Genomic DNA, 24,731 nt, shown 5'->3' with positions numbered 1-24,731 from the left:
ATGAAACCTTGGATCGGAAATACGTTGTCCGTGCTCGCCCTCGTCGTCGGCCTGGTGGTCTGGGTCATGCTGCCCTGGTACGCCGTGCTGGCGATCGCCGTGGCGCTGGGCTTGTGGCTGTTCCTCACCCGCAGCGGCCGCTTGTCGCTGGCCGCGGCCAAGATCGGCATCGCCAGCCTGCCGCAGCGCTGGGGCGCGTCGTCGGTGATCGTGGTCGGCATCGCCGGCGTGGTCGGCGTGCTGGTGGCGATGCTGGCGATGGGCGAAGGCTTCAAGGCCACGCTCGACAAGACCGGCAGCGAGGACACCGCGATCATCCTGCGCGGCGGCTCGCAAGCCGAGACCAACTCGGTGATCACCCGCGACCAGGCGCCGCTGATCTCCAGCTTGCCCGGCATCAAGAAGGGCGCCGACGGCAAGCCGCTGATCTCGGCCGAACTGTCGCAAGTGGTGAACTTGCCGAGCATGTCCGACGGCACCGACGCCAACGCCCAGTTCCGCGGCGTGGGTCCGGAAGCCTGGGCGGTGCGCGACAACGTCAAGATCGTGCAGGGCCGCAAATTCGGCGCCGGTTTGCGCGAAATCGTGGTCGGCAAAGGCGCGGCTTCGCAGTTCCGCGGCTTGGAAGTGGGCAAGTCGCTGCGCCTGGGCGCGCAAGATTGGACCGTGGTCGGCATGTTCGAATCCGGCGACGCGCACGATTCGGAACTGTGGGGCGATGCGGAGACGCTGTCGTCGACCTACAACCGGCGCTCGTACCAGTCGATCACCGCCAAGACCGAAGGCAAGGAAGGCTTCAAGCAGCTGAAAGCGGCGGTGGACGGCGATCCGCGGCTGAAGCTCGACGTAGAAACCACGGCCACCTACTACGCCAAGCAATCGGGCCAGTTGAGCAAGATCATCAGCGTACTGGGCACCGTGATCGGCGCGATCATGGCGATCGGCGCGGTGTTCGGCGCGCTCAACACCATGTACGCGGCCGTCGCCGGACGCGCGCGCGAGATCGCGACGATGCGCGCGATCGGCTTCCGCGGCGTGCCGGTGGTGCTGGCGGTGATGCTGGAGACGATGCTGCTCGCCCTGCTCGGCGGGATCCTCGGCGGACTGATCGCTTGGCTGATCTTCAACGGCTACAGCGTCAGCACCTTGGGCAGCAATTTCAGCCAGGTGGTGTTCCAGTTCAAGGTCTCGCCGGAATTGCTGTGGACGGGCCTGAAATGGGCGCTGGGCATCGGCCTGGTCGGCGGATTGTTCCCGGCGCTGCGCGCCGCGCGTCTGCCGGTGACCACGGCCTTGCGGGCGGCTTGATGCCGCCCGAAACGCCGCAAGGATTGCAGCGTTGGCCCAAGCGGGAGCTGTACGCGCGCTACGACGATCTGCAGCGCAGCGCGCACGCTTGTTTCGACCGCGACGGCGCGACTTACGAGCAGGCGCAGGCCGAGGCCGCGCCGCTGATCGAACAGGCCGACGCCATCGCCACCGAAATCGTGCGCCGCGCGCGGCGCACGGCGCGCTGGGCGTGGCGGGTGGTCTACGTCGCCGGCGCGATCGCGCTGGCGCTGATCGTCTGGGCCGCCATCGGCCGCTGAGCCGCTTTTTGTAGGAGCGGCTTTAACCGCGAGCTCTTTCCTCCAAAATCGCGGCATCGCGGCGATTTCAGGGAAAAAGCTCGCGGCTAAAGCCGCTCCCACGAAAGCTAGGCGTCGATCAGGCCGCGATCCACGGCGATCCGCAGGTCGTCCTCATCGTCGATATCGAACTCCAATTCGGCCGCGCGCAGCATCCACACGCGTTCTTGCGGCAGGCCGCGCAGGCGTGCGCCGAGGCCGCGGTCGCCGCTCAGCGCGTCCGCTTCCCGCAGCATGGCTACGGGTACGATCGCCGGAATTCCGGGCGAACCGCCGTGCGAGGTCGCCGCGCATCCCGTATTCGCCGCGCCGGCCAGCAATTGCGCCAGATGCGCGCCTTCCAAGGCGGGCTGATCGCAGCCGACGATCAAAACCGGGCCGTCGTGATCGGCCAATGCCGCCGCCGCGCTGCGCAAACTGCCGGCCAGCCCGCTTTCCCAGTTCTCGTTGAAAACCGATTCGCCATCCAGATCGGCCAGCGCCTTTTCCACCTCCTCGCGAAACGCGCCCGAGATCACGAGCAAGCGTCGCGGCGAAGTCTGCGCCGCCAGACGCGCGGCGCGATGCGCCAGCGTCTCGCCCCCGCGCGTCAACAACTGCTTGGGCCGGCCCAGCCGCCGGCTGCCGCCCGCCGCCAACACCACCGCGGCATGCCCGCTCAACGCGTCTCCTCGCCATGGCGATAGGCCTGCAATTGCGCGGCGATGCTCAATGCGATCGCTTGCGGCCCTTGTCCGCCCAACTTCAATCCGATCGGCGAACGCAGCCGCGGCGCCAACGCGATCCGTTCGCGTTCCGACAGCAATTTGAACAAGTCTTCGCGCCGGCGCACCGGGCCCAGCAATCCGACGAAAGCGATGGCGGCGGGCGCCAACGCGGCCAGGGCTTCGCGGTCCAATTCGAAATTGTGGTGCATGACCAGAGCGGCATCGAACTGGGCGCCGTCGGCGACCGCCGCCGGAAATCCGTCGATGCGGCGATCGGCGAGCGCGGCCAATGCGCTCCAGCGTTCGCGGCGTTCGACCAAAGTCGTCCGCCAACCCATCTCGCGCAGCAGCGGCAGCAACAGCGGCGTTTCCGGACCGGCGCCGAACACGATCGCCTCGGGCGGCGGATCGATCCGCAGGCGCCAACCGGCGTGCGGCCCATCGGGAGCCGATGCCGGCAAACGCCACTCCCAGGTTCCGCCGGCGCGGACGGCAACGGCGCCGTCGTCCGACACCGCAAACTCGAGCGGCGTTCCGCCCTGCAGCCACATCTGCGCAGCCTGTTCGAAACCGGGCAGCGCCCGCAGCGGCAACAGCGCGATGCGCAATCGGCCGCGGCAGCCCAGCGCCGAACCGGCGAGCAAGTCTTCGTCGTCGCGGGTATCGACCTCCATCCAGCGCAGGGAACCGGTTTCGTCCGCCTGCCGGGCTTGCCGCTCGATCTCCGGTTCCAGGCAACCGCCGCTCAGCCAGCCGACCTGGCCGTCCGGACCGCCGAACAGGGCCATGCCGCCGGCATCGACATAGGTCGAGCCCTCGGTCTCCACGACCAGGGCCAGCGTGGCCCGGGCGCCGGCGCGGATCGCGGCCGCGACGCCTTCCAGCACGCCGCGCGCGCCGTTCCCCGCTCCCGCCCGCATCGACTGCATCTGGTTCATGGTCCGCCGGAGCGATCCGTCCGAAGTAAGTTTTTCACACTGCCGATAGTATGCTTCTCCTGTCCCCAGCCGACGCCAGGGAGTCGCCGATGAAACTGCACGTCAACGGCAGCGAGCGCGAAGTCGATGCGCCTGCCGATATGCCCTTGCTCTGGGTGCTGCGCGACCTGATGGGCATGACCGGCACCAAGTTCGGCTGCGGCATCGCCCAATGCGGCGCGTGCACGGTCCATGCCGACGGCGCGCCGCTGCGCTCTTGCATCACCCCGGTCTCGGCGGTGGAAGGCAAGAAGATCGCCACCATCGAAGGCCTGTCGGCGGACGGCAGCCATCCGGTGCAAAAGGCCTGGGCCGAGCTGGACGTGGTCCAGTGCGGCTACTGCCAATCCGGCCAGATCATGTCGGCGGTCGCGCTGCTGGCGAAGATTCCTTCGCCGAACGACACCGACATCGACCAAGCCATGTCGGGCAACATTTGCCGCTGCGGCACCTATCCGCGCATCCGCGCGGCGGTGCACCGCGCGGCGGAGTTGTCGAAGGCTTGACGTTATTGGCTCCCTCTCCCGCCGGGAGAGGGTTGGGGTGAGAGTTCGGCGAAGCGGCTCATGACAAAGATCGCGACGCGAGTACGGAACCTATCGGCGATCTGAAACTGGCATCGCTTCGCCGAACCCTCATCCGCCCTTCGGGCACCTTCTCCCGGTGGGAGAAGGAATAGCGAATCTTGGAGGCACTCGTGAACGCAGTCCTCAACCCGTCCCGCCGCGATTTCCTCAAGGCCGGCGCCGTCGTCGGCGGCGGTCTGGTGATCGCCTTCGTCGTCCCCGGCGCGCGCCGCTTCGCGATGGCGCAGGAAGCCGGCGCGGCCGCCGCCGCGGCGCCGTTCGCGCCGAACGCGTTCCTGCGCATCGGCAACGACGACCGCATCACCGTGCTGCTGTCGCATTCGGAAATGGGCCAGGGCATCTGGACCGCGCTGCCGATGCTGGTGGCCGAGGAACTCGACGCCGACTGGTCCAAGATCAAGGTGGAACACGCCCCCGCCGCGCAGGCCTACGCGCACACCGCGTTCGGCATGCAGATGACCGGCGGATCGACCTCGACCTGGTCGGAATTCGACCGTTACCGCCAAGCGGGCGCCGCGGCGAAAGCGATGCTGGTGCAGGCCGCCGCCGCGCGCACGGGCGTGGCGCCGGCCGAAATCCGCACCGGGAACGGCGAAGTCGTCGCCGGCGGCCAACGCATCCGCTACGGCGACTTGGCCGACGACGCGGGCAAGCTGCCGGTGCCCGATCCGAAGACGCTCAAGCTGAAGGATCCCAAGGACTGGAAGATCATCGGCAAGCCGACGTTGCGTTTGGACACGCCGGAAAAGATCACCGGCCGCGCCCAGTTCGGCATGGACGTGCAATTCGACGGGTTGCTAACCGCGGTCGTGGCGCGCGCGCCGGTGTTCGGCGGCCAGGCGAAGTCCTTCGATGCGGCGGCGGCCAAAGCCGTGCCCGGCGTGCGCAACGTGGTGCAGGTGCCGAGCGGTGTGGCCGTTGTCGCCGATCATTACTGGGCGGCGAAACTCGGCCGCGATGCCTTGAAGGTGGATTGGGACCTGGGCCCGAACGCCGCGCTCGACACCGACGCGTTGCGCGCCGACTTCGCCAAGCTCGCCGGCACCCCCGGTCCGGTCGCCGCGCAGGCCGGCGATGCCGCGGCGGCGATGGCGAAAGCGGCCAAGACCGTCGAAGCCGAATACGCCGTGCCTTATCTGGCCCACGCGCCGATGGAACCGCTCAATTGCACGGTGAAGATCGACGCGGACAAATGCGAGATCTGGACCGGAACGCAATTCCAGACCGTCGATCAGCAGGTCGCTTCGAAGATCACCGGATTGAAGCCGGAACAGATCTTCATCCACACCACCTTCCTCGGCGGCGGCTTCGGCCGGCGCGCCACGCCGGTCTCGGATTTCGTGTCCGAAGCGGTGGAGGTGGCCAAAGCCGCGAAGGCGCCGGTGAAAACGGTGTGGTCGCGCGAAGACGACGTGCGCGGCGGCTATTACCGGCCCGCTTACGTGCAGCGCGCGAAAGTGGGACTGGATGCGGACGGCAAGCCGGTCGCCTGGCAGCAGGTGATGGTCGGGCAATCGATCACCGCCGGCACGCCGTTCGAACCGTTCACGGTGAAGAACGGCATCGACGGCACGTCGGTGGAAGGCGTCGCCGATTCGCCTTACGTGCTGGGCACGCCGGCGCACCGCGTCGATCTGCATTCGCCCAAGACCGGCATTCCGGTGCTGTGGTGGCGTTCGGTCGGCCACAGTTACAACGGCTTCGTCATGGAGAGTCTGGTCGACGAGCTGGCGCACGCCGCCGGCAAGGATCCGCTCGAATACCGGCGCATGCTGTTGAAGGACCATCCGCGCCATCTGGCGGCGCTGAACCTGGCCGCCGAGAAATTCGGCTGGAGCAAACCCGCCGCGCAGGGCCGCGGGCGCGGCATCGCGGTGCACGAATCCTTCGGTTCGTACGTCGCGCAGGCCGCGGAAGTGTCGGTCGAGAACGGCGCGATCAAAGTGCATCGCGTGGTCTGCGCGATCGATTGCGGCCCGGTGGTCAATCCGCAGACCGTCGCCGCGCAAATGGAATCGGGCATCGCCTTCGGCCTGGGCGCGGCGCTGCATTCCAAGCTGACTTTCAAGGACGGCCGCGTGCAGGAATCCAATTACCACGACTACCAGGTGCTGCGCATGCACGAAATGCCCGTCGTCGAAGTGCATATCGTGCCCAGCGCCGAGAAGATGGGCGGCGTCGGCGAACCCGGCACGCCGCCGATCGCGCCGGCGGTGGCCAATGCCGTGTTCGCGCTGACCGGACAACGGCTGCGCGAACTGCCGCTGCGTCTGGCGCCCGAACCCGCGAAGGCCTGAGGAGACGACGACATGCGCATCATCATCCTCATGCTCACCGCCTTGCTGCTCGCCGCCTGCGGCCCGCGCGCCACGCCCGAACAGAAGGCGCAGGCCGAGGCTTCGTTCGCCACGATCGAAAAGGTGTTCCAGCATCCGCGCTGCCGCAACTGCCACATCCCCGGCGACCAGCCGCTGCAATTCGACGCCGGCACGCCGCACATGATGAACGTGGTGCGCGGACCGGAAGGCAAAGGCGCCGCCGGCCTGCCTTGCGCGACCTGCCACGCCGAGAAGAATCCGCCGGCCAGTTACGGTCCGCACGCGCCGCCCGGCGCGCCGCATTGGTCGCTGCCGCCGCCGAACCAAAAGATGGCCTGGATCGGCGTGCCCGCCGCGGAACTGTGCGCGATGATCAAGGACAAGAAGCGCAACGGGAACCGCGATCTGGACGCGATGCTCAAGCACGTCAGCGAAGACAAGCTGGTGCTGTGGGGCTGGGATCCGGGCGGCGAACGCCAGCCGGTGTCGGTGCCGCACGATCAGTTCGTGGCGGCGTTCAAGGCTTGGAAGGATGGCGGCGCGCCCTGCCCGGGAGCCTGATCGCTTATCTCTTCTCCCGCTTGCGGCAGAAGGTGGCGCGCAGCGCCGGATGAGGGCGCGCTGACTCGATGGTCGCGTCAAACAATCGGTTCCGAACACCAGCCAGGCTTGTCGCGATCTGCAAGCCCGCGCGCCCTGACCCAACCCTCTCCCGCAAGCGGGAGAGGGCTCAAGCGCTACGCTGCGGCGGGCGCCGCGCGCCGCCGCGAACGCCAGAACCCGTCGATCGCGAATACCGCCAATCCGATCCAGATGAACACGAAGCCGATCGCGCGGTCGCTCCCGAACGGCTCGCCGAAGGCCAGCACCCCAATCAGCAACTGCATCGTCGGCGCGATGTACTGCATCAGCCCGATCACCGAATACGGAATGCGTCGCACCGCATAGGCGAAGCCGATCAGCGGCAACGCGGTCAACGCGCCGCCGACGATCAGCAACGCATCCAAGCCCAAGCCCCAGCCGCCGAAGAAGCCGCCTTGGCCGTGCGTCTCGCTCCACAGCAGCATGCCTAGCGCCGGCAAGAACAAATAGGCGCTTTCGATGCCCAGCCCCGGAATCGAATCCACCGCGGCGATCTTGCGGACGAAACCGTACAGCCCGAACGACGCCGCCAGCGCCAACGCGATCCACGGAAAACTGCCGTAGTTGAACGTCAGCCACAGCACGCCCAACGCGGCCACGCCCACGGCGGTCCATTGCGCCGCGTTCAAACGCTCGCGCAGCAGCAATACGCCGAGCACCACGTTGAGCAGCGGATTGATGAAATAGCCCAGGCTGGTCTCGACCACATGGCCGGCGTTCACCGCCCAAATGTACAGGCCCCAGTTGAACGCGATCAGCGTGCCGCTGATCGCCAGCAGCCAGGCGACGCGCGGCTTCGACACCGCTTGCCGCCACCATTGCAGCCCCTGCTTCAAGCATAGCCAGCCGATCACCAGGATCGTGCTCCACACGATCCGGTGGAACACGATCTGCAAGGACGGCACCGCCTTGAGCAGATGCCAGTACAGCGGCATCACGCCCCACAGCACGAACGAGGCGGCGGCGACCCACAGGCCGCGACGGTCGAGGGCGGGCGCGGGCGTCATGCGCTTTCGTCCGCCGGCCGCGGCGCGAACGGCTTCTTCGCGCCCTTGGCCATCGTGAGTGCGACCACGCCGAGCAGGATCACGCCCATCGCGCCGAAGTCCTGCGCGCTGAAGCTTTCGTTCGCCAGCCAGGCGCCGAGCACGACCGCGATCAAAGGATTGACGTAGGCGTAGCTGCCGGCGAGCGTCGGCCGCACGTGGTCGAGCAGCCAGACATAAGCGCTGAACGCGACGATCGAACCGAAGCTGAGCAGATAGCCGACCGACAGCGTCGCCTTCAGCGAGGGCCACGCCGTCATCCGCTCGCCGATGGCGAAGCCGGCGATCAGCATCAGCGCGCCGCCGCACAACATCTGCGCCGCGGCGGTCATGAACGGCGAAGGCAGATCGCGGCCTCGGCTCCACACCGAGCCGAACGACCAGGCCAGCGGCGCGATCAGCAAGGCGATCAACCCTTGCGGCGAAGCGGTGAGCGAACTGCCGGCATTGAGCCAGAGCACGCCGACGAAGCCGATGCCCAGGCCCAGCCATTCCATCTTGCCCGGACGCTGGCCGCGCATCGCCGAGAACAGGCCGATCCACAACGGCGCCGAAGCGACCGCGACCGCCGCCAGTCCGGACGACACCGATTGCTCGGCGATGCATACCAGCCCGTTGCCGCCGCCCAGCAGCAGCGCGCCCATGAAGGCGCAATTGCGCCATTGCGCGCGCGTCGGCGCGGGCATGCCGCGCAGGCGCAGCGCCGTGTACATCAGGATGCCGGCCAGCAAGAAGCGGCCGCCGGCCATCAGCAAGGGCGGGTAGCCGCCTTCGAGCGCGAAGCGGATGCCGAGGTAGGTCGAACCCCAGATCACGTAAACCGCAGCCAGGGCCAGGGCGATGCCCAGGAACCCGGAGGTCTTGGTAGAAGAGTCGTTCATGGGTCGATTCCGATGCCGACCTTGGCCGCCGTGCGCGGCGAAGGTCCTGGCCACAGCCTAGCCAAACCGCGGGGCGAGTGGATTGAATATTTCTGCACCCAGACGCAAAATTTTTGCATGGCTGCCACGCCCCTCCAACTCGACGATTTCGACCACCGCCTGCTCGAGCTGCTGCAGCGCGACGCGGACGCCACCCTGACCGCGCTCGGCGATGCGGTCGGCCTGTCGGCCAGCGCGGTGCAGCGGCGCATCGCGCGCTACCGCAAGCACCATCTGCTGCGCCAAGTGGCGGTGCTCGACCCGGCCCTGCTCGGCAACGTCACCCTGGTCGCCGCGCTGGTGATGATGGAGCGCGAATCGGCCAAACAGCACGCTGCGTTCTACGCGCGGATGCGCGCCGCGCCGGAAGTGCAGCAGTGCTATGCGCTGGCCGGCGACTGGGATTATCTGGTGATCCTGGCGACCACCAGCGTCGCCCATTACCGCGAAGTCGCCGAGAAGCTGTTCCTGGACGAAGGCTACGTGCGCCGCTACGACACGCGGTTGATCTTCGAAACGGTGAAGCTGGGAATGCAGGTGCCGACGCGAGCGCCGGGACGTCGGCGCAAGTGAGCGCTGTTGCTGTTATCCCCCTTTGAAAAAGGGGGACGCAGGGGATTTGCTTTTGCTCTTCGCTCTACGGAGGCAAAACAACGGCAGCAGCAAATCCCCCTCGGCCCCTTTTCAAAAGGGGAGGAACAACAAAAGCGTCACGCCGCCCGCTCCCGCTGCAGCAGCCGCTCCTTCAACGGCAACCCCCAACGATAGCCGCCGAGCGAACCGTCGCCGCGCACGACGCGATGGCAAGGCACCACGATCGCCAACCGGTTGTGCGCGCAAGCGCTGGCCACCGCGCGGCTGGCGCGCGGCGCGCCGAGCGAAGCGGCGACCTCGGCGTAGCTGCGCGTTTCGCCTTTCGGGATCTTCATCAACGCGTCCCAGACTTTTTTCTGGAAAGCGGTGCCGAGCATGTCGATATCGACCTGCGCGCGCTTGCCCGCCAGCACGTCGGCCACGGCGCGCACGCGCGGGCCGAGGAATTCGTCGCGGCCGGCGTCCACGCGCTGCAAATGCGCCTTCGGGAATTCGGCGCGCAAGCCGGCTTCCAGCGCGGCATCGTCGTCGCCGAGCTCGACCGCGCAGATGCCGCGCTCGGTGGTGGCGACCAGCACGCGGCCGAGCGCGGTGTCGATCAGGCTCCAGCGGATGTCCTCGCCCGCGCCGCCCGCGCGATAGCGCGCGGGCGTCATGCCCAGGCGCGCGGCGCCCGCCTCGTACACGCGCGAGGGCGAACCGTAGCCGGCGTCGTACAGCGCCGCGCTGACGTCGTGGCCGCCGCGGCGCAGGGCTTCCTTCAAGGTGCCGAGCTTGCGCTGGGCCAGGTATTCGGCCGGGCTGAGGCCGTAGCGCGCGCTGAAGCGGCGCTGCAGGTGCGAAGCGCTGATGCCGACAGCGGCCGCCAATTCGGCCAGCGACGGCTCGCCGCCGTCCAGCAGCTCGCGCACGCGTTCTAGTTTTTTAGCGGATTTGTCCATGCCGGAAAGGGTAACGAGCGCCCTGGGCGCCCGCTATCCGGATGTTGCTGTTTAGCCCTCTCCTGCGAAGCGGGAGAGGGTTGGTGAGAGTGAGTCGTGCCATGTTGCCCTCACCCCAGCCCTCTCCCGCAGACGGGAGAGGGGGCAACCGTCACTCCGCCCAGTGCCCAGGCGCCTTGGATTCGGGCAATACCTGCCCCGCCAGCGCGCGATCGCCGTTCAGCAGATGCGCCGCATCGGCCAGGATCGCCGCGGACTCGCGCAGCATCGGATCGGGCAGATTCTCCGCGGCCTTCTCGCGCGCGACTTCCTTGGCGATGTCGCGTTCGTTGGTCTGCAGGCCGTCGTCGGCGCGGTCCTCCAGCAGCGGATCGAGCGCGATGTTCAGGCGCTTGCGCTCTTCCTGCCGGCTCTTGCGGATCGCGTCGAGCTTGTCCTTCTCGGCGCGGCGCACGCCTTCGTTGAGCGAGATGTATTTCTTCGCCGCTTCGGCCTTGAAGCGCGTCACGTCCTCTTCCTGCCACTGGAATTCGACGTCCTTGGCGATGCGCGCCTGGTGCAGCGTTTCCAGCTTGGGCAGCAGCGGCGCGAAGTTGCCGTACTGGGTGTGCGGCACCGAAGCGATGCGCGTCCACGGCAGCGCGTTGTCGTAGGTGCTCTCGCCGTATTCGCTGGCGTCGACCGTCACCGGGAAAGCGATGTCGGGCACCACGCCCTTGTTCTGGGTGGAGCCGCCGGCGACGCGGAAGAATTGGGCGATGGTCAGCTTCACCTGGCCGAAGCGCGGCTTCTCGTTGGCCGGCCAGCGGTCCAGGTCGACCAGATTCTGCACCGTGCCCTTGCCGAAGGTGGTTTCGCCGATGACCAAGCCGCGGCCGTAATCCTGGATGGCGCCGGCGAAGATTTCCGAAGCCGAAGCCGAACCGCGGTTGACCAGCACCGCGAGCGGACCGTCCCAGGCCACGCCCGGCGTGCGGTCGTTCTCGACGCTCACCCGACCGCCGGATTCGCGCACTTGCACCACCGGGCCCTTGTCGATGAACAAGCCGGTCAACTCGACCGCTTCGTTGAGCGAACCGCCGCCGTTGCCGCGCAGATCCAGCACCACGCCGTCGATCTTCTGCGTGCGGAACTGGGCGAGCAATTTGGCCACGTCGCGGGTCGCCGAGGCGTAATCGTTGGCGTTCTTGCGGCGGCCTTCGAAGTCCTGGTAGAAGCCCTTGAGCTTGATCACGCCGATGCGCTGCGCCGGCGTGCCGGCATTGGCCGGCACGGTGAGGATTTCGGATTTCGCCGCTTCCTCGGCGAGGCGCACTTTGTCGCGGGTCAGCACGAGCCGATTGGGCTTGGTGTCCAGTCCGACTTCCGCCGGCAGGATGTCCAAGCGCACCTGGGTGCCCTTCGGGCCTTTGATCTTTTCGACGACATCGTCGATGCGCCAGCCGATCACGTCTTCCAAAGCGCCGCTCGCGCCCTGGCCGACGCCGACGATGCGGTCGCCGGGCTTGAGCTTGTCGCTGAGATCGGCCGGGCCGCCGGGCACGATTTCGCGGATCACCACCACGTCGTCCTGCTTCTGCAGCACCGCGCCGATGCCTTCCAGCGACAGCGACATGCTCTGGTTGAAGCGCTCGGCGCCGCGCGGATCGAAATAATTGGTGTGCGGATCGATGGCGCTGGTGTAGGCGTTCAAGAAAGTCTGGAACGCGTCCTCGCCGTTGAAGTCGGCATAGGTCTTGCCGAGGTTGGCGTAGCGCTTGTCCAGGGTTTTGCGAATGTCGTCCGGCTTCTTGCCGGCCAGCTTCAGGCGCAGCCAGTCGTTGCGCACCGATTGCTTCCACACTTGGTCCAGCGCGGCGCTATCGGCCGCCCACGGCACGTCCTCGCGGTCGTATTCCCAACGGTCGTTGCCGGCGAAGTCGAAGATGTTCTGCTTGAGCAGGCCGCGGGCGTAGGCCACGCGTTCGTCGACGCGCTGCTTGTACAGCGCGAAGATCGCGTACGCCGGTTCGACCTGTCCGGTCTTGATCGCTTCGTCCAGCTTGCTCTTCTGCGACGAGAACTTGGCCACGTCCTGGGCGGTGAGGAACATCTTGCCCGGGTCGATCGCGTCCAAATAGCGCTTGAACACTTCCTGCGAGAGCGCATCGTCCAGCGCGCGCGGCCGGTAGGCGTAGCGGCTATCGGAGAGCAGCCCGTAGACCAGTTTCGACGTCGTCGCCTGGTCGGCGGTCGGGCCGGCCAGACCATCGCCGTCGGCGCGGGCCAACAGGGCCAGCGGTACGGTGGCCAGGGCGAAGGCAAGCAGGGTGTGTCTCAATTTCATCGATAAGCTCGGGCCGGAAGGCCGTTGTGGAACGGTGGAAGGGCGATCGCCCGATTCAGGTTGCGGAGACGTTGGACAACGCGATAGTGCCGGAAGTTGCGGCCCTAAAACCACGCCCGGGCCACTGTAACCGGGCAAAACCGGGGCGGTGTGAACGCTGCGTCAGCCGGATGCGGCTTAGCCGTGGGAATCTGCGTTGCAGAACGCCTGTTCAGGCGGCGACGCCGGCCTCGGCCGCCTGGCGATCGGCGTGGTACGACGAACGCACCAGCGGACCCGAGGCGACGTGGGTGAAGCCCAGCGACATGCCGTAGATCTCGAGCGCCTTGAACTCGTCCGGCGTCCAGTAGCGCAGCACCGGGTGGTGGTGCGCGCTCGGCTGCAAGTATTGGCCGATGGTGACCATGTCCACGCCGTGCGCGCGCAGGTCGCGCAGCGTTCCTTGCACCTGTTCCATCGTTTCGCCCAGGCCGAGCATGATTCCGGACTTGGTCGGCACGTCCGGATGCTGCTGCTTGAATTTCTGCAGCAAGGTCAGCGACCACTGGTAGTCGGCGCCCGGACGGACGTTGGCGTACAAGTCCGGCACGGTCTCGACGTTGTGGTTGAACACGTCCGGCGGATTCGCGGCGAGGATGTCCAGCGCGCGTTCCATGCGGCCCTTGCCGCGGAAGTCGGGCGTGAGGATTTCGATCTTGGTGTTCGGCGTCTTGGCCCGGATCTGGGCGATGCAATCGACGAAATGCTGGGCGCCGCCGTCGCGCAGGTCGTCGCGGTCGACGCTGGTCACCACCACGTACTTCAGGCCCATGTCGGCGATGGTGTTGGCCAGGTTGAACGGCTCCAGCGGATCGGGCGGCTTGGGCCGGCCGTGGGCGACGTCGCAGAAGCTGCAGCGGCGGGTGCAGACCTCGCCCAGGATCATGAAGGTGGCGGTGCCGTGGCCGAAGCATTCGTGGATGTTCGGGCAGCTGGCTTCCTCGCACACGGTGACCAGGCGGTTCTCGCGCAACTTCGCCTTCAGCGCGGCGACCGCGCCGTTGCTGGGAATGCGCACCCGGATCCACGACGGCTTGCGCAGCACCGGCGCGTCGTCGAACTTGACCGGGCTGCGCGCGATCTTGTCGCCGGCCACTTGCTTCGCGCCGGGCTCGAGCGCGGCCGGAGCGACGACCTGCAACGGAATGGTTTTGGCGACGGGTTCGGTCATGTCAGGCGGCTTGCGAATCCAGGGAAGCGAAATCCGGCGGCGGCGCGGCGCGCAGCGCGAGGCCGAACTGGCGGGAAAGCTGCTCCAGGAGCACGGGCTTGACCGCATCCATACCGGACGGGCCGCCCAAGTCTAGCACCGAGGTCACCTGCAGGCCTTCGTAGCCGCAGGGATTGATCCGGCGGAAAGGCTCCAGGTCCATCGCTACGTTGAAGGCCAGGCCATGGAAGGTGCAGCCGCGGCGCACGCGGATGCCCAGCGCGGCGACTTTCGCGCCGGCCACGTACACGCCGGGCGCGCCTTCGCGGCGTTCGGCGTGGATGTTCCACTCGGCCAAGGTGTCGATGATGGCTTGCTCGATCCGCTGCACGTATTCGCGCACGCCGATCTTCAGCCGCTTCAGGTCGAGCAAGGGATAAGCGACGATCTGGCCCGGGCCGTGATAGGTCACCTGGCCGCCGCGATCGACGTGCAGCACCGGAATCTCGCCCGGCATCAGCACGTGTTCGGGCTTGCCGGCCTGGCCCAATGTGAACACCGGATCGTGTTCGACGATCCAGATTTCGTCCGGCGTTTCGTCGTTGCGCGCATCGGTGAAACGCTGCATCGCGCGCCACACCGGTTCGTAGGCTTGCCGGCCCAGATCGCGGACGATGCCGCTCCGCCCGCTCACAGCGTCCACTTCACTTCCGGATGCGAACGCAAGGCCTCGTGCGCCGTTTCGTACTGCTCGCGCGACTCGGCGCGGAAGCTCAGCTTCACCGACACGAATTTGCCGCCGCTGGATTCGCGCCAGCTCACCGTTTCGTGCAGCACGTCGATGCCGGCGGCGGTCAGCAAACGGGGGATTTCGCTTTCCAGACCGGCATTGGCCGGACCCATCGCGGTGATCTCGAATTGGCCCGGGAACTGGAAGCCGTGCTCGGGGTTGTCGGACTTGATTTCCATGGGCCGATTATGGGTCCGTTCAGCGCCCAACCCAAGGGCGGCGGTCGCGGCCCCGCAGCCCCGATACGGCCGCTGAACGACCTCTCCGCAGCGGATCGGCGGCCTGGCCATTCCGGCATCGCGCCTCCGTCGTGAGAAGGGCGCCGAACGGCGGCGCGCCCACCCGACAGCGCCATGAACCGCAGCGGCAAAAAACCCATCGTCGAATACGCGCTCCTGTTCTTGTTGACGTTCTGCGCCCTGTTGGCGGTGATCGGCGCGATGTGATGGCAGGCCGCAGCCGTTTTCCGCGTTGGCCTTGCTGACCCCGGCCGCGACCGGCCGCGCAAGGAGAGCGTCATGGCGAAAAAGAAAGTGGTCGGCCCGCTGGCGGACCGTACGACCCGCAATCCGTTCCGTTTGCTCAATCCGTCCGGCTTGGTCGACGCCTACAGCGTCATCTACTCGTCGCGCAACGGCATGCGCCGCATCGGCTTGAAGCGCGGCGCGACCTACGTCGGCGACTTGTTCTTCCATGCCGACGATGCCGCCCTGCCGGCCGATCAGTTGGCCGACGGCCACATCGTGCTGAATTACCGCTTGCGCGACTTCGCCAACATCCTGGACTTGCTCAGGAACGAAAAGCCGCTGTATCTGTGGTACCACGGCGCCAACAGCGACAACGGTTTGTGGAGCGGGGACGAGCCGATCGGCGAAGCGGAGTGAGCCTCGCATCGATTCCCAAAAACAAAACCGGCCCTGCGGCCGGTTTTGCCGTTCGGATCCGCGATGCGGTCAGGTGGATTCCCACCACATCCAGAATTCGTCCCACAGACGCTTGAAGAAGCCGCCCTCTTCCACGCCGTCGATCGCCACCAACGGCGCTTGCGCGATCACCTTGCCGTCCAGCGAAACCTTCGCAGTGCCGATCTTCTGGCCCTTCTTGATCGGGGCCACCAGCGTCTTGGGCACGTCCATCGACGGCTTCAGCTGCGCGTAGCGGCCGCGCGGCACGCTGACCAGCATCGGTTCGGCCACGCCCAGGCGCACTTCGTCGGCCTGGCCTTTCCACACTTTCTGCTTGGCGACCTGCTTGCCGGCCGTGTACAGCGTGTGCGTCTCGAAGAAACGGAAGCCCCAGTTGAGCAGCGCCTGCGAATCGACCGCGCGCTGGTTCTCGCTGGTGTCGCCCATGACCACCGTGATCAGGCGCTGGTCGCCGCGCTTGGCCGAGGCCATCAGGCAGTAGCCGGCGCCGGAATGGTGGCCGGTTTTGATGCCGTCGACGCTGGGATCGCGCCACAGCAGCAGGTTGCGGTTGGGCTGGGTGATCGGCCCGACGGTGAATTCCTTGATCTTGTTGTACGAGTACGCGACCGGATAGTCGTGGATCAGCGCGCGGCCGAGGCGGGCCAGATCGTGCGCGGTCGAATAATGCTCCGGCGCGGACAGGCCGTGCGGATTGACGAAATGCGAACCGGTCATGCCGATGCGCTTGGCGTACTGGTTCATCAGCGAAGCGAAAGCTTCTTCGCTGCCGGCGACGTGCTCGGCCAGGGCGATCGCGGCGTCGTTGCCCGATTGCACCACCATGCCCTTTTCCATCTGCTCCAACGGCGCGGTCTTGTTGACCTCGAAACCGCTGTAGCTGCCGTCGGTGCCGGCGCCGCCGCTGCGCCAGGCGTTCTCGCTCATCATCACCGGATCGTCGGCCTTGACCTTGCCGTTCTTCATCTCCGCGGCGATCACGTAGGACGTCATCACCTTGGTGATGCTGGCCGGCTCGACGCGCTTGTCGAAGTTCTCGCCCGCCAGCACCTGGCCGGTGGCGTAGTCCATCAGCAGCCAAGCCGAAGCGACTTTCGGCGCGGGCGCGGGCGGCACGGGCAGTTCGCCGGAAGCGACCGCGGCGGGCGGGGCCGAAGGCTGCGGGGCGGGCTGCTGGGCGAAGGCCAGGCCGAAAGCGGCGGTGGCCAGCGCTGCGATGACTGCGGCGCCGGTGGCGGAAGCGGATTTCATCGATCAAGAACTCCTAAAGGCGGGCCCGCAAGCGGCGGACCAAGCGAAACCCGGGATTTTAGCCACTAAAGCTGCCGAAAACCCCGCTTTTACCCTCTCCCTTTACGGGAGAGGGACAGGTGCGAAGGGCCAAGGAGAGGCTTCGGCGTTTGGCGCAGAGCTACGAGCAAGATCAAAAGCACGCTCGCTCCGCTTCGCGTCCCCTCTCCTGCCTTCTTCGAGGCATCCTCCCCCGGGGGAGGAACAAGCTAATCCTTCACCACCCGCGGCTGCCCGAATCCCAGACCGGCGATCCGCCCGGCAAGTTCCGTCGCCGAATCCCCGCGCACCGGCCCGACCCGCAGCCGCCACAGCTTCTGCCCGTTCACCTGCGCGTCCTGCAGGCGCGCATCGTCGATGCCGGCGCCGCGCAGCATGGTCAAAGCCCGGCTGGCGTTCTGCTCGCTGGCGAAACTCGCCACTTGCAGGGTGACGTCGCCCGCTTTGCCGGCAGGCGCCGGTTGCGAAGCGATCCGGCTCGCCACCGCGGCCTCGGCGGCCTTCGGCGCGACCGGCTCGGGCGCCACCGGCTTCACCTTGGCGTCGACGCGCTCCAGCTTGCCCGGCTTGCCCGTGGCCACGCTGACTTTGCGCGCCTTCATCCAGGCGTCGAATTCCTTCACCGTCATCGGCTTGCCGTCCTGGCGCATGTCGAAGCGGTAATCGGTATTGGCCGGCGGCGGCGCTTCCGGTTTGCGCTCGGCCGCCGAGGCCGATGCGATCGGCAACGCGGCGACCAATTTATCGATGGCGGTGTCTTGCCGCGGCCGCGGCATGGATGCAGGCATCTGCGGCGTGGCCACGCGCGTATCCGCGTCGCGATGTTTGGCGTCGGCGGCGGTCAAGCCTTGGACGCGCACGTTGCCGGTGCCTTTGCGGTCGATGCCCAACTTCACCGCCGCGGCATAGCTCAGGTCGATGACGCGGCCGTCGTGGAACGGCCCGCGATCGTTGACCCGCACGATCACCGACTTGCCGTTATCGAGATTGGTGACGCGGGCGTAGCTGGGCAACGGCAAGGTCTTGTGCGCGGCGCTGAAGGCGTACATGTCGTACACCTCCAGCGACGAGGTACGGCGGCGGTGGAACTTGTTGCCGTAGAACGACGCGGTGCCTTCCTCGTCGTAGCCTTCGGCGCTGTCCAGCACGCGGTAGGATTTGCCAAGCACCTGGTACGGCGAACGATTGCCGTAGCGCGAGCGCGGCTCGTCCACGACGTCCGGTTCCGGGATCAGGTCGACGTCCTCCAAACCTTCCGGCGCGCTGTCGCGCACGCCCGGCGCGTACAAGCCGCCGGCGGTGTAGTCGCCGCGCTTGCTCAAATCCTCTTGCGCGGGCGCGTAAGGCGAACCGCGCCTGCCCGCGGTGCGCGAGGAGGACGACGAAGGCGGCGCATGCCCGGCCGCGGGCGGCGCCGCTTTTTTAGGTGCGCTGCCGCACGCGACGAGCGCGCCCACGAACGCGAGCAGCGCGATGCGCTTCACGGCGCGCCCGCCGGCGTACCGGCGCGGATCGCCTGCGCCAGCTGATGCACCGCCAGCGCGTACATCGGCGAGCGGTTGTAGCGGGTGATGACGTAGAAATTGCGATAGCCGAGCCAGTATTCCTTGCCGAGCTCGCCGTCCATCGACAGCAGCGTGGCACCCTCGGCGGTCGGCTCGCCCGATTGCGGGCGGTAACCGCGCGCGGCCAGATCGGCCAACGGATAGACCGGATCGAGCCCGTCCGGCACGAAATCCGCGGCGTCCGCGGCGCGTTCGGCGCGCGCGACGACCGGGCCGCCGCGTTGCCAGCCGTGCACGACGAAATAATTCGCGATGGACGCGAACACGTCCGGCAGATGGGTCAGCAGATCGCGCTGGCCGTCGTTATCGCCATCCTTGCCCCATAAGCGGTAGCTGGACGGCATGAACTGGCCCATGCCCATCGCGCCGGCGTAGCTGCCCTTCAGCGCCAGGATGTCCAACTGCGGCTCGGCCTTGCCGAGCGCGAACAACTGCGCCAGTTCGCCGGCGAAGAACGGCGCGCGCTTCGGATAATCGAAGGCGAGCGTGTACAGCGCATCGACCACGCGGTAGTTGCCGGTGATCTTGCCGTAGCTGGTCTCCACGCCGATGATCGCGACGACGTATTCGGCCGGCACGCCGGTTTCGGCGGCGATCCGGTCCAGCGCATCGCGATTGGCGGCGTAGAAGGCGCGGCCGCCTTCGATGCGCGCATCGGTCATGAAGATCGGCCGGTAATCGCGCCACGGCTTGACCGCTTCGGCCGGGCGGTTCATCGCATCGACGATCTTCTGCTGGTATTGCGCCTGCGCCAGCACCGAGCGGACGAAGGCCGGATCGGCTTGGTAGGTTTGCGCCGCGTAGTCGACGAAAGCTTCGATGCGCTGCTCGCGCGGAATCGCCGGATCGGTCACCGACGCCGGCGCCACCGGACGCTCCGGCGGCTGCGGCACTTTGGGCAGCAAGGCCGGTTCCGGCATCGTTTGCGCGACTGGAGGCGAGGCAGGCGGAGCGGAAGGGGGAGACTTGGCGTTCGTCGCGCAGGCAACGAGAGCGAATGGCAGCAGGCAGGCCAGGGCACGTCGTGTCATCGGCGGCGAGGGTAGCACGCGAATTCGCGCAGGCCCAACTTCGAATCGCACTTAGCCACTTCCCGTTAAGGCTTTGCTCTTCGTAGGAGCGGCTTCAGCCGCGAGCTCTTGCCCTCACGCCTATTCCCTACATCGATTTAGGGAATCCACCGCTGCCCAAAACATTCGCGGCCTGGCGATATGGCGGCATGACACAACAAATTGCACTCAAACGCGGCCGCCATTCCCGCGTCGGACAGATTTATCTGGTGACGTTCACTACGGCCAATCGCAACCCTCACTTTCGCAACTGGGAAACCGCCTCTTTCATGGCTGGCCTGATCTCGTCTGCGGAGGCATGGCGGCGTTCGCAGCTTCTGGCTTGGGTGCTGATGCCGGATCACTGGCATGGCTTGGTCCAATTGGGCGAACACGAAGACCTCTCGGATTGCATGCGTCGCCTCAAAGGCAACACTGCTCGGGAATTACGTAGGTCCCACCCTTATCTGGGCCGAATCTGGGATCCGGGCTTCCACGACCGGGCCGTGCGGAAGGATGAAGACCTGCGGGTCGTGGCACGATATTTGGCTATGAATCCTGTGCGGGCAGGATTAGTCGAGCGTGTGGGCGACTACCCTTATTGGGATGCGGTCTGGGTTTAGGCGATCGCACGAAATCGCGATGTCGCCAGTATCGGATGGAAAGAGCTCGCGGCTGAAGCCGCTCCTAGGAAAAGCCGCTCCCACAAACAGCTTTCAGCAGGTCATCAACGCACGTGCATGGGCTTATGCGCGCGCACCGCCATCACCACGCCCAGGCCCGCGAGCAGGGACACGGCCGAAGTGCCGCCGTAGCTGAGCAGCGGCATCGGCACGCCCACCACGGGCAGCAGGCCGGACACCATGCCGCCGTTGACGATCACGTACACGAACATGGACAAGCCCAGCGCGCCGGCCAGCACACGCGAATAAGTGTCGCGCGCCTCGGAAGCGATCCACAGGCAGCGGCCGATCACGAACAGGTAGAGCGACAGCACCACGACCACGCCGACCCAGCCGAATTCCTCGCTCAGCACGGCGAAGATGAAATCGGTGGTGTGTTCGGGCAGATAGTCCAACCGCGACTGGGTGCCCTGGCCCCAACCTTTGCCGAACCAGCTGCCCGAGCCGACCGCGATCTTGGATTGGATGATGTTCCAGCCGGTGCCGAGCGGATCGGATTCGGGATTCAGGAAGGTCAGGATGCGGTCCTTCTGGTACGGCTTCAGCCACCAGAACCAGGCCACCGGCGCCGCAGCGGCCACGCCGGCGATCGCCGCGCCCATCCACCACCATTGCAATCCGGCCAGGAACAGCACGAATACGCCGCTCACCGCGACCAGCATCGCCGTGCCGAAATCCGGCTGCAGCAGGATCAAGCCGGTGGGCACCGCGATCATCGCGCCGGCGATCAAGACGGTCCGCACCCGCGGCGGCAGCGGTTCGCGATGCAGATACCAAGCCACCATCATCGGCAGGCTCAGCTTGAGCAGTTCCGAAGGCTGGAAATAGAACAGCTTCAGGTCGATCCAATGGCGTCCGTGCTTGCCGGTGCCGATCAGCAGCACCAGGAACAGCGGCAGCAGCGACGCCGCATAGATCGCCGGCGTCCAGCCGCGCAGGCGCATCGCCGGCAGCCGCGACAAACCCCACATCGCCGCCGCGCCGATCGCGAAGCGCGCGCCCTGGGCCAGCACCGGGCGCAAGCTGCCGTTGCCGGCGCTGAACTGCACCATCAAGCTGATCGCCATCAGCGCCAGCAAGGCGATGCACAACGGCGCGTCGAGCGTGCGCACGATGCGCGCGACGACGTCCGCCAGCCAGCGCAGGATGAAATTCATAGGACGGCCGTCACAGAGCGCCCGTCATCGCGATGCGGTCAACGCCGGCGCGGCGACGGCGGCGATCTCGTCGGGCACCGTCTCGGGCTGGACCTCCGGCGGGGCGATCGGGATCGCGTCCGGATCGGGTTCGGGCATCTTGCCCAGCACCCAGAAGTCGAGGATCTTGCGCGCGATCGGCCCCGCGGTGCTGGCGCCGTAACCGCCGTGCTCCACCGACACCGCGATCGCGATCGTCGGGTTGTCCGCCGGCGCGTAACCGACGAACAGCGCCTGGTGGCGCAAGTGGTACGGCAGCATGTGCGGATTGAAGCTCGCGCCGCCCTTGCGGCTGATCTTCTGCGCGGTGCCGGTCTTGCCGGCGATGGGATAGCTCAGGCCGCGAGTCAGGCTGAAGCCGGTGCCGCCGGGTTTCATGGTCCCGGCCATGCCTTCCTGCACCGCGCGCAGATTGTTCGCGTTGTCGGTGATGCGGACCGGTGGCGGCTGCGGCAACGGCGCCCACGGCGATTGATAGCCGTCGCGCCGCGCGGCGACCAGGTGCGGACGCACCAGTTCGCCGCCGTTGGCGATCGCCGCGGTGCCGCGCACCAACTGCAGCGTGGTCACGATCCACGAACCTTGGCCGATGCCCGCATTCACGGTTTCGCCCGGATACCAAGGCTCTTTCGTGCGCTTGGCCTTCTCTTCCGGCGACGGCACCGCGCCGGCGCGTTCGCCGGCCAGGTCGATGCCGGTCGGCGCGCCGAAGCCGTATTTGCGCATGTAGACGTCGAAACGCTCGATCCCCATCTCGTAGGCGAGCTTGTAGTAGTAGTAGTTCACTGACGCGGCGATCGACTTGCGCAGATCGGTCCAGCCCGCGCCGCCGTGCGCGTCGCGCCAGCCGCGGCGCTGGCCGGGGATGTGGAATTCGCCGGTGGAGAACACCTTCCATTCCGGCGTGCGCATGCCGCTGTCCAGGCCGGCCAGGCCGATCAGCGGCTTCACCGTCGAACCCGGCGGCCCGCCGCCGAGCACGTTGCGGTTGAACAGCGGCCGCGACGGATTCTCGATCAGCGCTTTGTAGTCGGCGTGCGATATGCCGTTGACGAACAGGTTCGGGTCGTAGCCGGGCAGGCTGACCATGGCCAGGATTTCGCCGGTGCGCGGATCCATCGCCACCGCCGAGCCGTCCATGTCGCCGAACGCGGCCACCATCGCCTTCTGCAGATCGAGGTCGACGCTCAAGCGCAAGTCGGCGCCGGGCGTGGCCGGCTGCACGCCGAGCTGGCGCATCGCCCGGCCTTCGACATTGGTTTCCACGCGCTCGAAACCGATCTTGCCGCGCAGCGCCTCCTCGTAAAACCGCTCGATGCCGGTCTTGCCGATGTGGGTGTAGGCGGCGTTGGTTTCGCCCATCGTCTCCAGGTCTTTCTCGTCGATCCGGCCGACGTAGCCGATGATCTGCGAGAACAGATCGCCGTACGGATAGCGGCGGTTGAGGTAGGGCACCAATTCCACGCCGGGGAAACGCCAGCGGTCGACCGCGAAGCGCGCCGCTTCCTCGTCGCTGATGCGCAATTTCAGCGTGACCGGGCGGAAGCCGCGGCTGGCCTTGCGCGCGCTGTCGAACGCGGCGATGTCTTCCGGCGACAAGGCGACGATCTTGCCGAGCTCGGCGATCAATCGCTGGGTGTCCTTGGCCTTGTCCGGCACCACGTCCAGGCGGAAAGCCGGCACGTTGTCGGCCAGGATGCGGCCTTTGCGGTCGTAAATCAGGCCGCGACCGGGCACGATCGGCAGCGGCTTGATCCGGTTCGCCTCCGCGCGCGCCGCGTAATCGGCGTGCTCGATCACTTGCAGCTTGAAATACCACGCCGCCAAGCCGCCCAGCGCGACCACCACGCCGGCGAAACCCAGCAGCGCGCGGCGGCGGAACTGGTCGGCTTCGGCGACCAGGTTCTTCATCTGCCGGCGTTGCGGGCGGCGGCCCATCAGCGTGCCCTCCTACCGAGGCGGATCGCATCGAACAACAAATAGATCGGCGCCCACAGCAGTGCGCTCAGCAGCGGCGCCCACCAGAACGCCGCCGGCAGTTGCGGTTCGCCCAGCGCCAGATGGATCGCGGCGCTGACGATGCGGTCGTTGAACAACAATACGCCGATCGCCAGCGATTGCTGCGAGAGCGGAAAGAAGCGCAGGCGGGCGCGGAAGCGGTCCAGGATGAAGGCCATCACCGTCAGCCGCAGCGCCTGCTCGCCGAGCACGCCGCCGACCGACAAGTCCGCGAGCAGGCCGCAAACGAAGGCGAAACCCAGTCCGGCGCTGTCGGGTTTTTCGATCACCCAATACGCGACGACCAGGGCCAGCCAATAGGGGCGGAACGGCGTCAGCACGTCGGGCAACGGCAACAGGCCCAGCAGCAGCGCGATGAACACGCTCAGCGGCATGATCCAACCCTGGCGCCAGCGGCTCATCGCGGCGCTCCGCTCGGCGCCGGCGGAACAGGCTTCGGCTCGGCGCTCGCCGGCGCGGCGGCGTTCGCGGGAGCGGGAGCGGCCCGATCCACCCGCAGCAACAGCACCTCGCGACCGCGGTCGAGCTGCGCGGCGGGACTCAATTCGCCGATCAGGAAAGCGCGGCTGTCGTCGGGACGCAGCGCGGCGATGGTGCCGATCGGAAACCCGGCCGGGAAACGCCCGCCCAGGCCGGAAGTGACCACGCTATCGCCGACTTTGACGTCGCTGGACAGGGGGATGTTCGCCAATTCCAAGCGGCCGCCGCGGCCGTAGACGACCAAGCGCACGCCGTTGCGCGCCACCGAAGCCGGAATCGCGTGATCGGGATCGGTCAGCAACAGCACGGTGGAGGTCAGCGGCTTGACCTCGATGATCTGGCCCAGCACGCCGCCGGCATCGATCACCACCTGCCCCATCCGCACGCCGGCCGAACTGCCGGCGCCGAGCACCAGGCGCTGCCGGGTCGGGTCGAGGTCGATATTGAGGATCGGCGCCAGTTGCACGTCGAGTTGGCCGCGCTCCACCGCGCCGAGCAGGCCGCGCAAGCGTTCGTTCTCGTCCGCAGCGGACTGCAGCCGCGCCAGGCGCGCGCCGCTGATCAGCAGCGCGTTGCGCAGCAAGCGATTGTCTTCGGACAAACGCGTGCGGGTGGCGGCATCGTCGTGGACGCTGTTGCCGATCCGGCCCGGCAACCCGGCGATCCACCACAGCGGTTGGGTGACCAGTTCGGCTTGGCCGCGGATCTGCTTGAGCCAACCGCCGCGATGGTCCAGCACGATCAAGGCCACGCCCAGCGCCAGATAACCCAGCAGCCGCAGCGTGCCGGCGATGTCGGCAGGTCGGGCGGGAGCGGGGCCGGCGTAGGAAGGCACGTGGTCGGTCGGTGTCGCGAAGA

22 protein-coding genes and 2 pseudogenes are annotated in these 24,731 nt (G+C 67.2%); 8 read left to right on the top strand and 16 right to left on the bottom strand.

Going from position 1 to position 24,731, the window contains the following annotated elements; genetic code table 11:
• On the top strand, positions 1-1,308 hold the full coding sequence (locus FCE95_RS10410; RefSeq protein ID WP_137266951.1) for an ABC transporter permease: 1,308 nt from the start codon (positions 1-3) through the stop codon (positions 1,306-1,308).
• Positions 1,308-1,589, top strand: a complete 282-nt coding sequence (locus FCE95_RS10405; protein WP_137266950.1) for a hypothetical protein — start codon at positions 1,308-1,310, stop codon at positions 1,587-1,589. The genes FCE95_RS10410 and FCE95_RS10405 overlap by 1 nt, the downstream gene beginning before the upstream one ends.
• A 107-nt stretch (positions 1,590-1,696) precedes the next feature.
• Here the strand turns inward: FCE95_RS10405 and FCE95_RS10400 are convergent, their stop codons facing one another.
• Positions 1,697-2,290 carry a nucleotidyltransferase family protein gene (locus tag FCE95_RS10400; protein WP_223266854.1) on the bottom strand — a complete coding sequence of 198 codons (594 nt, stop codon included), beginning with the start codon at positions 2,288-2,290 and terminating at the stop codon, positions 1,697-1,699.
• Entirely contained in the window at positions 2,287-3,273 is a 987-nt protein-coding gene (locus FCE95_RS10395) for an XdhC family protein (RefSeq protein WP_223266853.1), read from the bottom strand. Before FCE95_RS10395 ends, FCE95_RS10400 begins: the two co-directional genes overlap by 4 nt.
• A gap of 89 nt (positions 3,274-3,362) precedes the next feature.
• Here FCE95_RS10395 and FCE95_RS10390 point away from each other — a divergent pair, with 89 nt between their 5' ends.
• From FCE95_RS10390 to FCE95_RS10380, 3 genes are all read left to right on the top strand, one after another.
• Positions 3,363-3,818, top strand: coding sequence for a (2Fe-2S)-binding protein (locus FCE95_RS10390; protein ID WP_137266949.1), 456 nt, complete (start codon positions 3,363-3,365; stop codon positions 3,816-3,818).
• A gap of 191 nt (positions 3,819-4,009) precedes the next feature.
• Positions 4,010-6,196 carry a xanthine dehydrogenase family protein molybdopterin-binding subunit gene (locus tag FCE95_RS10385; RefSeq protein WP_137266948.1) on the top strand — a complete coding sequence of 729 codons (2,187 nt, stop codon included), beginning with the start codon at positions 4,010-4,012 and terminating at the stop codon, positions 6,194-6,196.
• Between the two features lie 12 nt (positions 6,197-6,208).
• Positions 6,209-6,778, top strand: coding sequence for a hypothetical protein (locus FCE95_RS10380; protein WP_137266947.1), 570 nt, complete (start codon positions 6,209-6,211; stop codon positions 6,776-6,778).
• Positions 6,779-6,954: 176 nt separating this feature from the next.
• On the opposite strand, the gene rarD is transcribed toward FCE95_RS10380, so the two are convergent.
• Positions 6,955-7,866 (bottom strand): EamA family transporter RarD, encoded by a 912-nt coding sequence (rarD, locus tag FCE95_RS10375; RefSeq protein ID WP_137266946.1) that lies wholly within the window; start codon positions 7,864-7,866, stop codon positions 6,955-6,957.
• Entirely contained in the window at positions 7,863-8,786 is a 924-nt protein-coding gene (gene yedA, locus FCE95_RS10370; RefSeq protein WP_137266945.1) for a drug/metabolite exporter YedA, read from the bottom strand. The genes rarD and yedA overlap by 4 nt, the downstream gene beginning before the upstream one ends.
• 117 nt (positions 8,787-8,903) lie before the next feature.
• On the opposite strand from yedA, the gene FCE95_RS10365 reads away from it, so the two are divergent.
• Positions 8,904-9,398 carry an Lrp/AsnC family transcriptional regulator gene (locus FCE95_RS10365; RefSeq protein WP_137266944.1) on the top strand — a complete coding sequence of 165 codons (495 nt, stop codon included), beginning with the start codon at positions 8,904-8,906 and terminating at the stop codon, positions 9,396-9,398.
• Positions 9,399-9,535: 137 nt separating this feature from the next.
• On the opposite strand, the gene FCE95_RS10360 is transcribed toward FCE95_RS10365, so the two are convergent.
• The 5 genes from FCE95_RS10360 to FCE95_RS10340 form a co-directional block, all read right to left on the bottom strand.
• A complete protein-coding gene (locus tag FCE95_RS10360) occupies positions 9,536-10,360 on the bottom strand; it encodes a methylated-DNA--[protein]-cysteine S-methyltransferase (RefSeq protein ID WP_137266943.1) in 825 nt (274 codons plus the stop codon).
• Positions 10,361-10,511: 151 nt separating this feature from the next.
• Positions 10,512-12,686: a carboxy terminal-processing peptidase gene (locus FCE95_RS10355; protein ID WP_137266942.1), complete on the bottom strand. Its 2,175-nt coding sequence runs from the start codon at positions 12,684-12,686 to the stop codon at positions 10,512-10,514.
• A gap of 211 nt (positions 12,687-12,897) precedes the next feature.
• Positions 12,898-13,896, bottom strand: a complete 999-nt coding sequence (gene lipA, locus FCE95_RS10350; RefSeq protein ID WP_137266941.1) for a lipoyl synthase — start codon at positions 13,894-13,896, stop codon at positions 12,898-12,900.
• Between the two features lies 1 nt (position 13,897).
• Entirely contained in the window at positions 13,898-14,578 is a 681-nt protein-coding gene (gene lipB, locus FCE95_RS10345; protein WP_137266940.1) for a lipoyl(octanoyl) transferase LipB, read from the bottom strand.
• Positions 14,566-14,844 (bottom strand): DUF493 family protein, encoded by a 279-nt coding sequence (locus FCE95_RS10340; protein ID WP_137266939.1) that lies wholly within the window; start codon positions 14,842-14,844, stop codon positions 14,566-14,568. The genes lipB and FCE95_RS10340 overlap by 13 nt, the downstream gene beginning before the upstream one ends.
• Positions 14,845-15,183: 339 nt before the next feature.
• Between FCE95_RS10340 and FCE95_RS10335 the strand changes: the two genes are divergently transcribed.
• A complete protein-coding gene (locus FCE95_RS10335) occupies positions 15,184-15,549 on the top strand; it encodes a hypothetical protein (RefSeq protein ID WP_137266938.1) in 366 nt (121 codons plus the stop codon).
• 69 nt (positions 15,550-15,618) lie between these two features.
• On the opposite strand, the gene FCE95_RS10330 is transcribed toward FCE95_RS10335, so the two are convergent.
• The 3 genes from FCE95_RS10330 to mltB form a co-directional block, all read right to left on the bottom strand.
• Positions 15,619-16,842, bottom strand: a complete 1,224-nt coding sequence (locus FCE95_RS10330; RefSeq protein ID WP_137266937.1) for a D-alanyl-D-alanine carboxypeptidase family protein — start codon at positions 16,840-16,842, stop codon at positions 15,619-15,621.
• Positions 16,843-17,090: 248 nt separating this feature from the next.
• Entirely contained in the window at positions 17,091-18,365 is a 1,275-nt protein-coding gene (locus tag FCE95_RS10325; RefSeq protein WP_137266936.1) for a septal ring lytic transglycosylase RlpA family protein, read from the bottom strand.
• Complete coding sequence (mltB, locus tag FCE95_RS10320; protein ID WP_137266935.1) at positions 18,362-19,477, bottom strand: lytic murein transglycosylase B; 1,116 nt, start codon at positions 19,475-19,477, stop codon at positions 18,362-18,364. Before mltB ends, FCE95_RS10325 begins: the two co-directional genes overlap by 4 nt.
• Positions 19,478-19,665: 188 nt before the next feature.
• On the opposite strand from mltB, the gene FCE95_RS10315 reads away from it, so the two are divergent.
• Positions 19,666-20,118, top strand: a complete 453-nt coding sequence (locus FCE95_RS10315) for an REP-associated tyrosine transposase (RefSeq protein WP_137266934.1) — start codon at positions 19,666-19,668, stop codon at positions 20,116-20,118.
• A gap of 104 nt (positions 20,119-20,222) precedes the next feature.
• On the opposite strand, the gene rodA is transcribed toward FCE95_RS10315, so the two are convergent.
• The 4 genes and pseudogenes from rodA to mreC form a co-directional block, all read right to left on the bottom strand.
• Complete coding sequence (rodA, locus tag FCE95_RS10310) at positions 20,223-21,335, bottom strand: rod shape-determining protein RodA (RefSeq protein WP_137266933.1); 1,113 nt, start codon at positions 21,333-21,335, stop codon at positions 20,223-20,225.
• 132 nt (positions 21,336-21,467) lie between these two features.
• Positions 21,468-23,312: pseudogene (mrdA, locus tag FCE95_RS10305) on the bottom strand (penicillin-binding protein 2); the annotation flags it as partial.
• Positions 23,312-23,794 (bottom strand): rod shape-determining protein MreD, encoded by a 483-nt coding sequence (gene mreD / locus FCE95_RS10300; protein WP_137266931.1) that lies wholly within the window; start codon positions 23,792-23,794, stop codon positions 23,312-23,314. The pseudogene mrdA and the gene mreD, both read right to left, overlap by 1 nt.
• A gap of 8 nt (positions 23,795-23,802) precedes the next feature.
• Positions 23,803-24,708 (bottom strand): annotated as a pseudogene (gene mreC, locus FCE95_RS10295) (rod shape-determining protein MreC); the annotation flags it as partial.
• Between the last annotated feature and the right edge of the window lie 23 nt (positions 24,709-24,731).

This window comes from Luteimonas gilva, assembly GCF_005239095.1.
GTDB classification, from domain to species: domain Bacteria; phylum Pseudomonadota; class Gammaproteobacteria; order Xanthomonadales; family Xanthomonadaceae; genus Luteimonas_C; species Luteimonas_C gilva.
The sequence above is the reverse complement of the archived record's forward strand: the minus strand, read 5'-3'. Positions and strand labels throughout refer to the sequence as shown.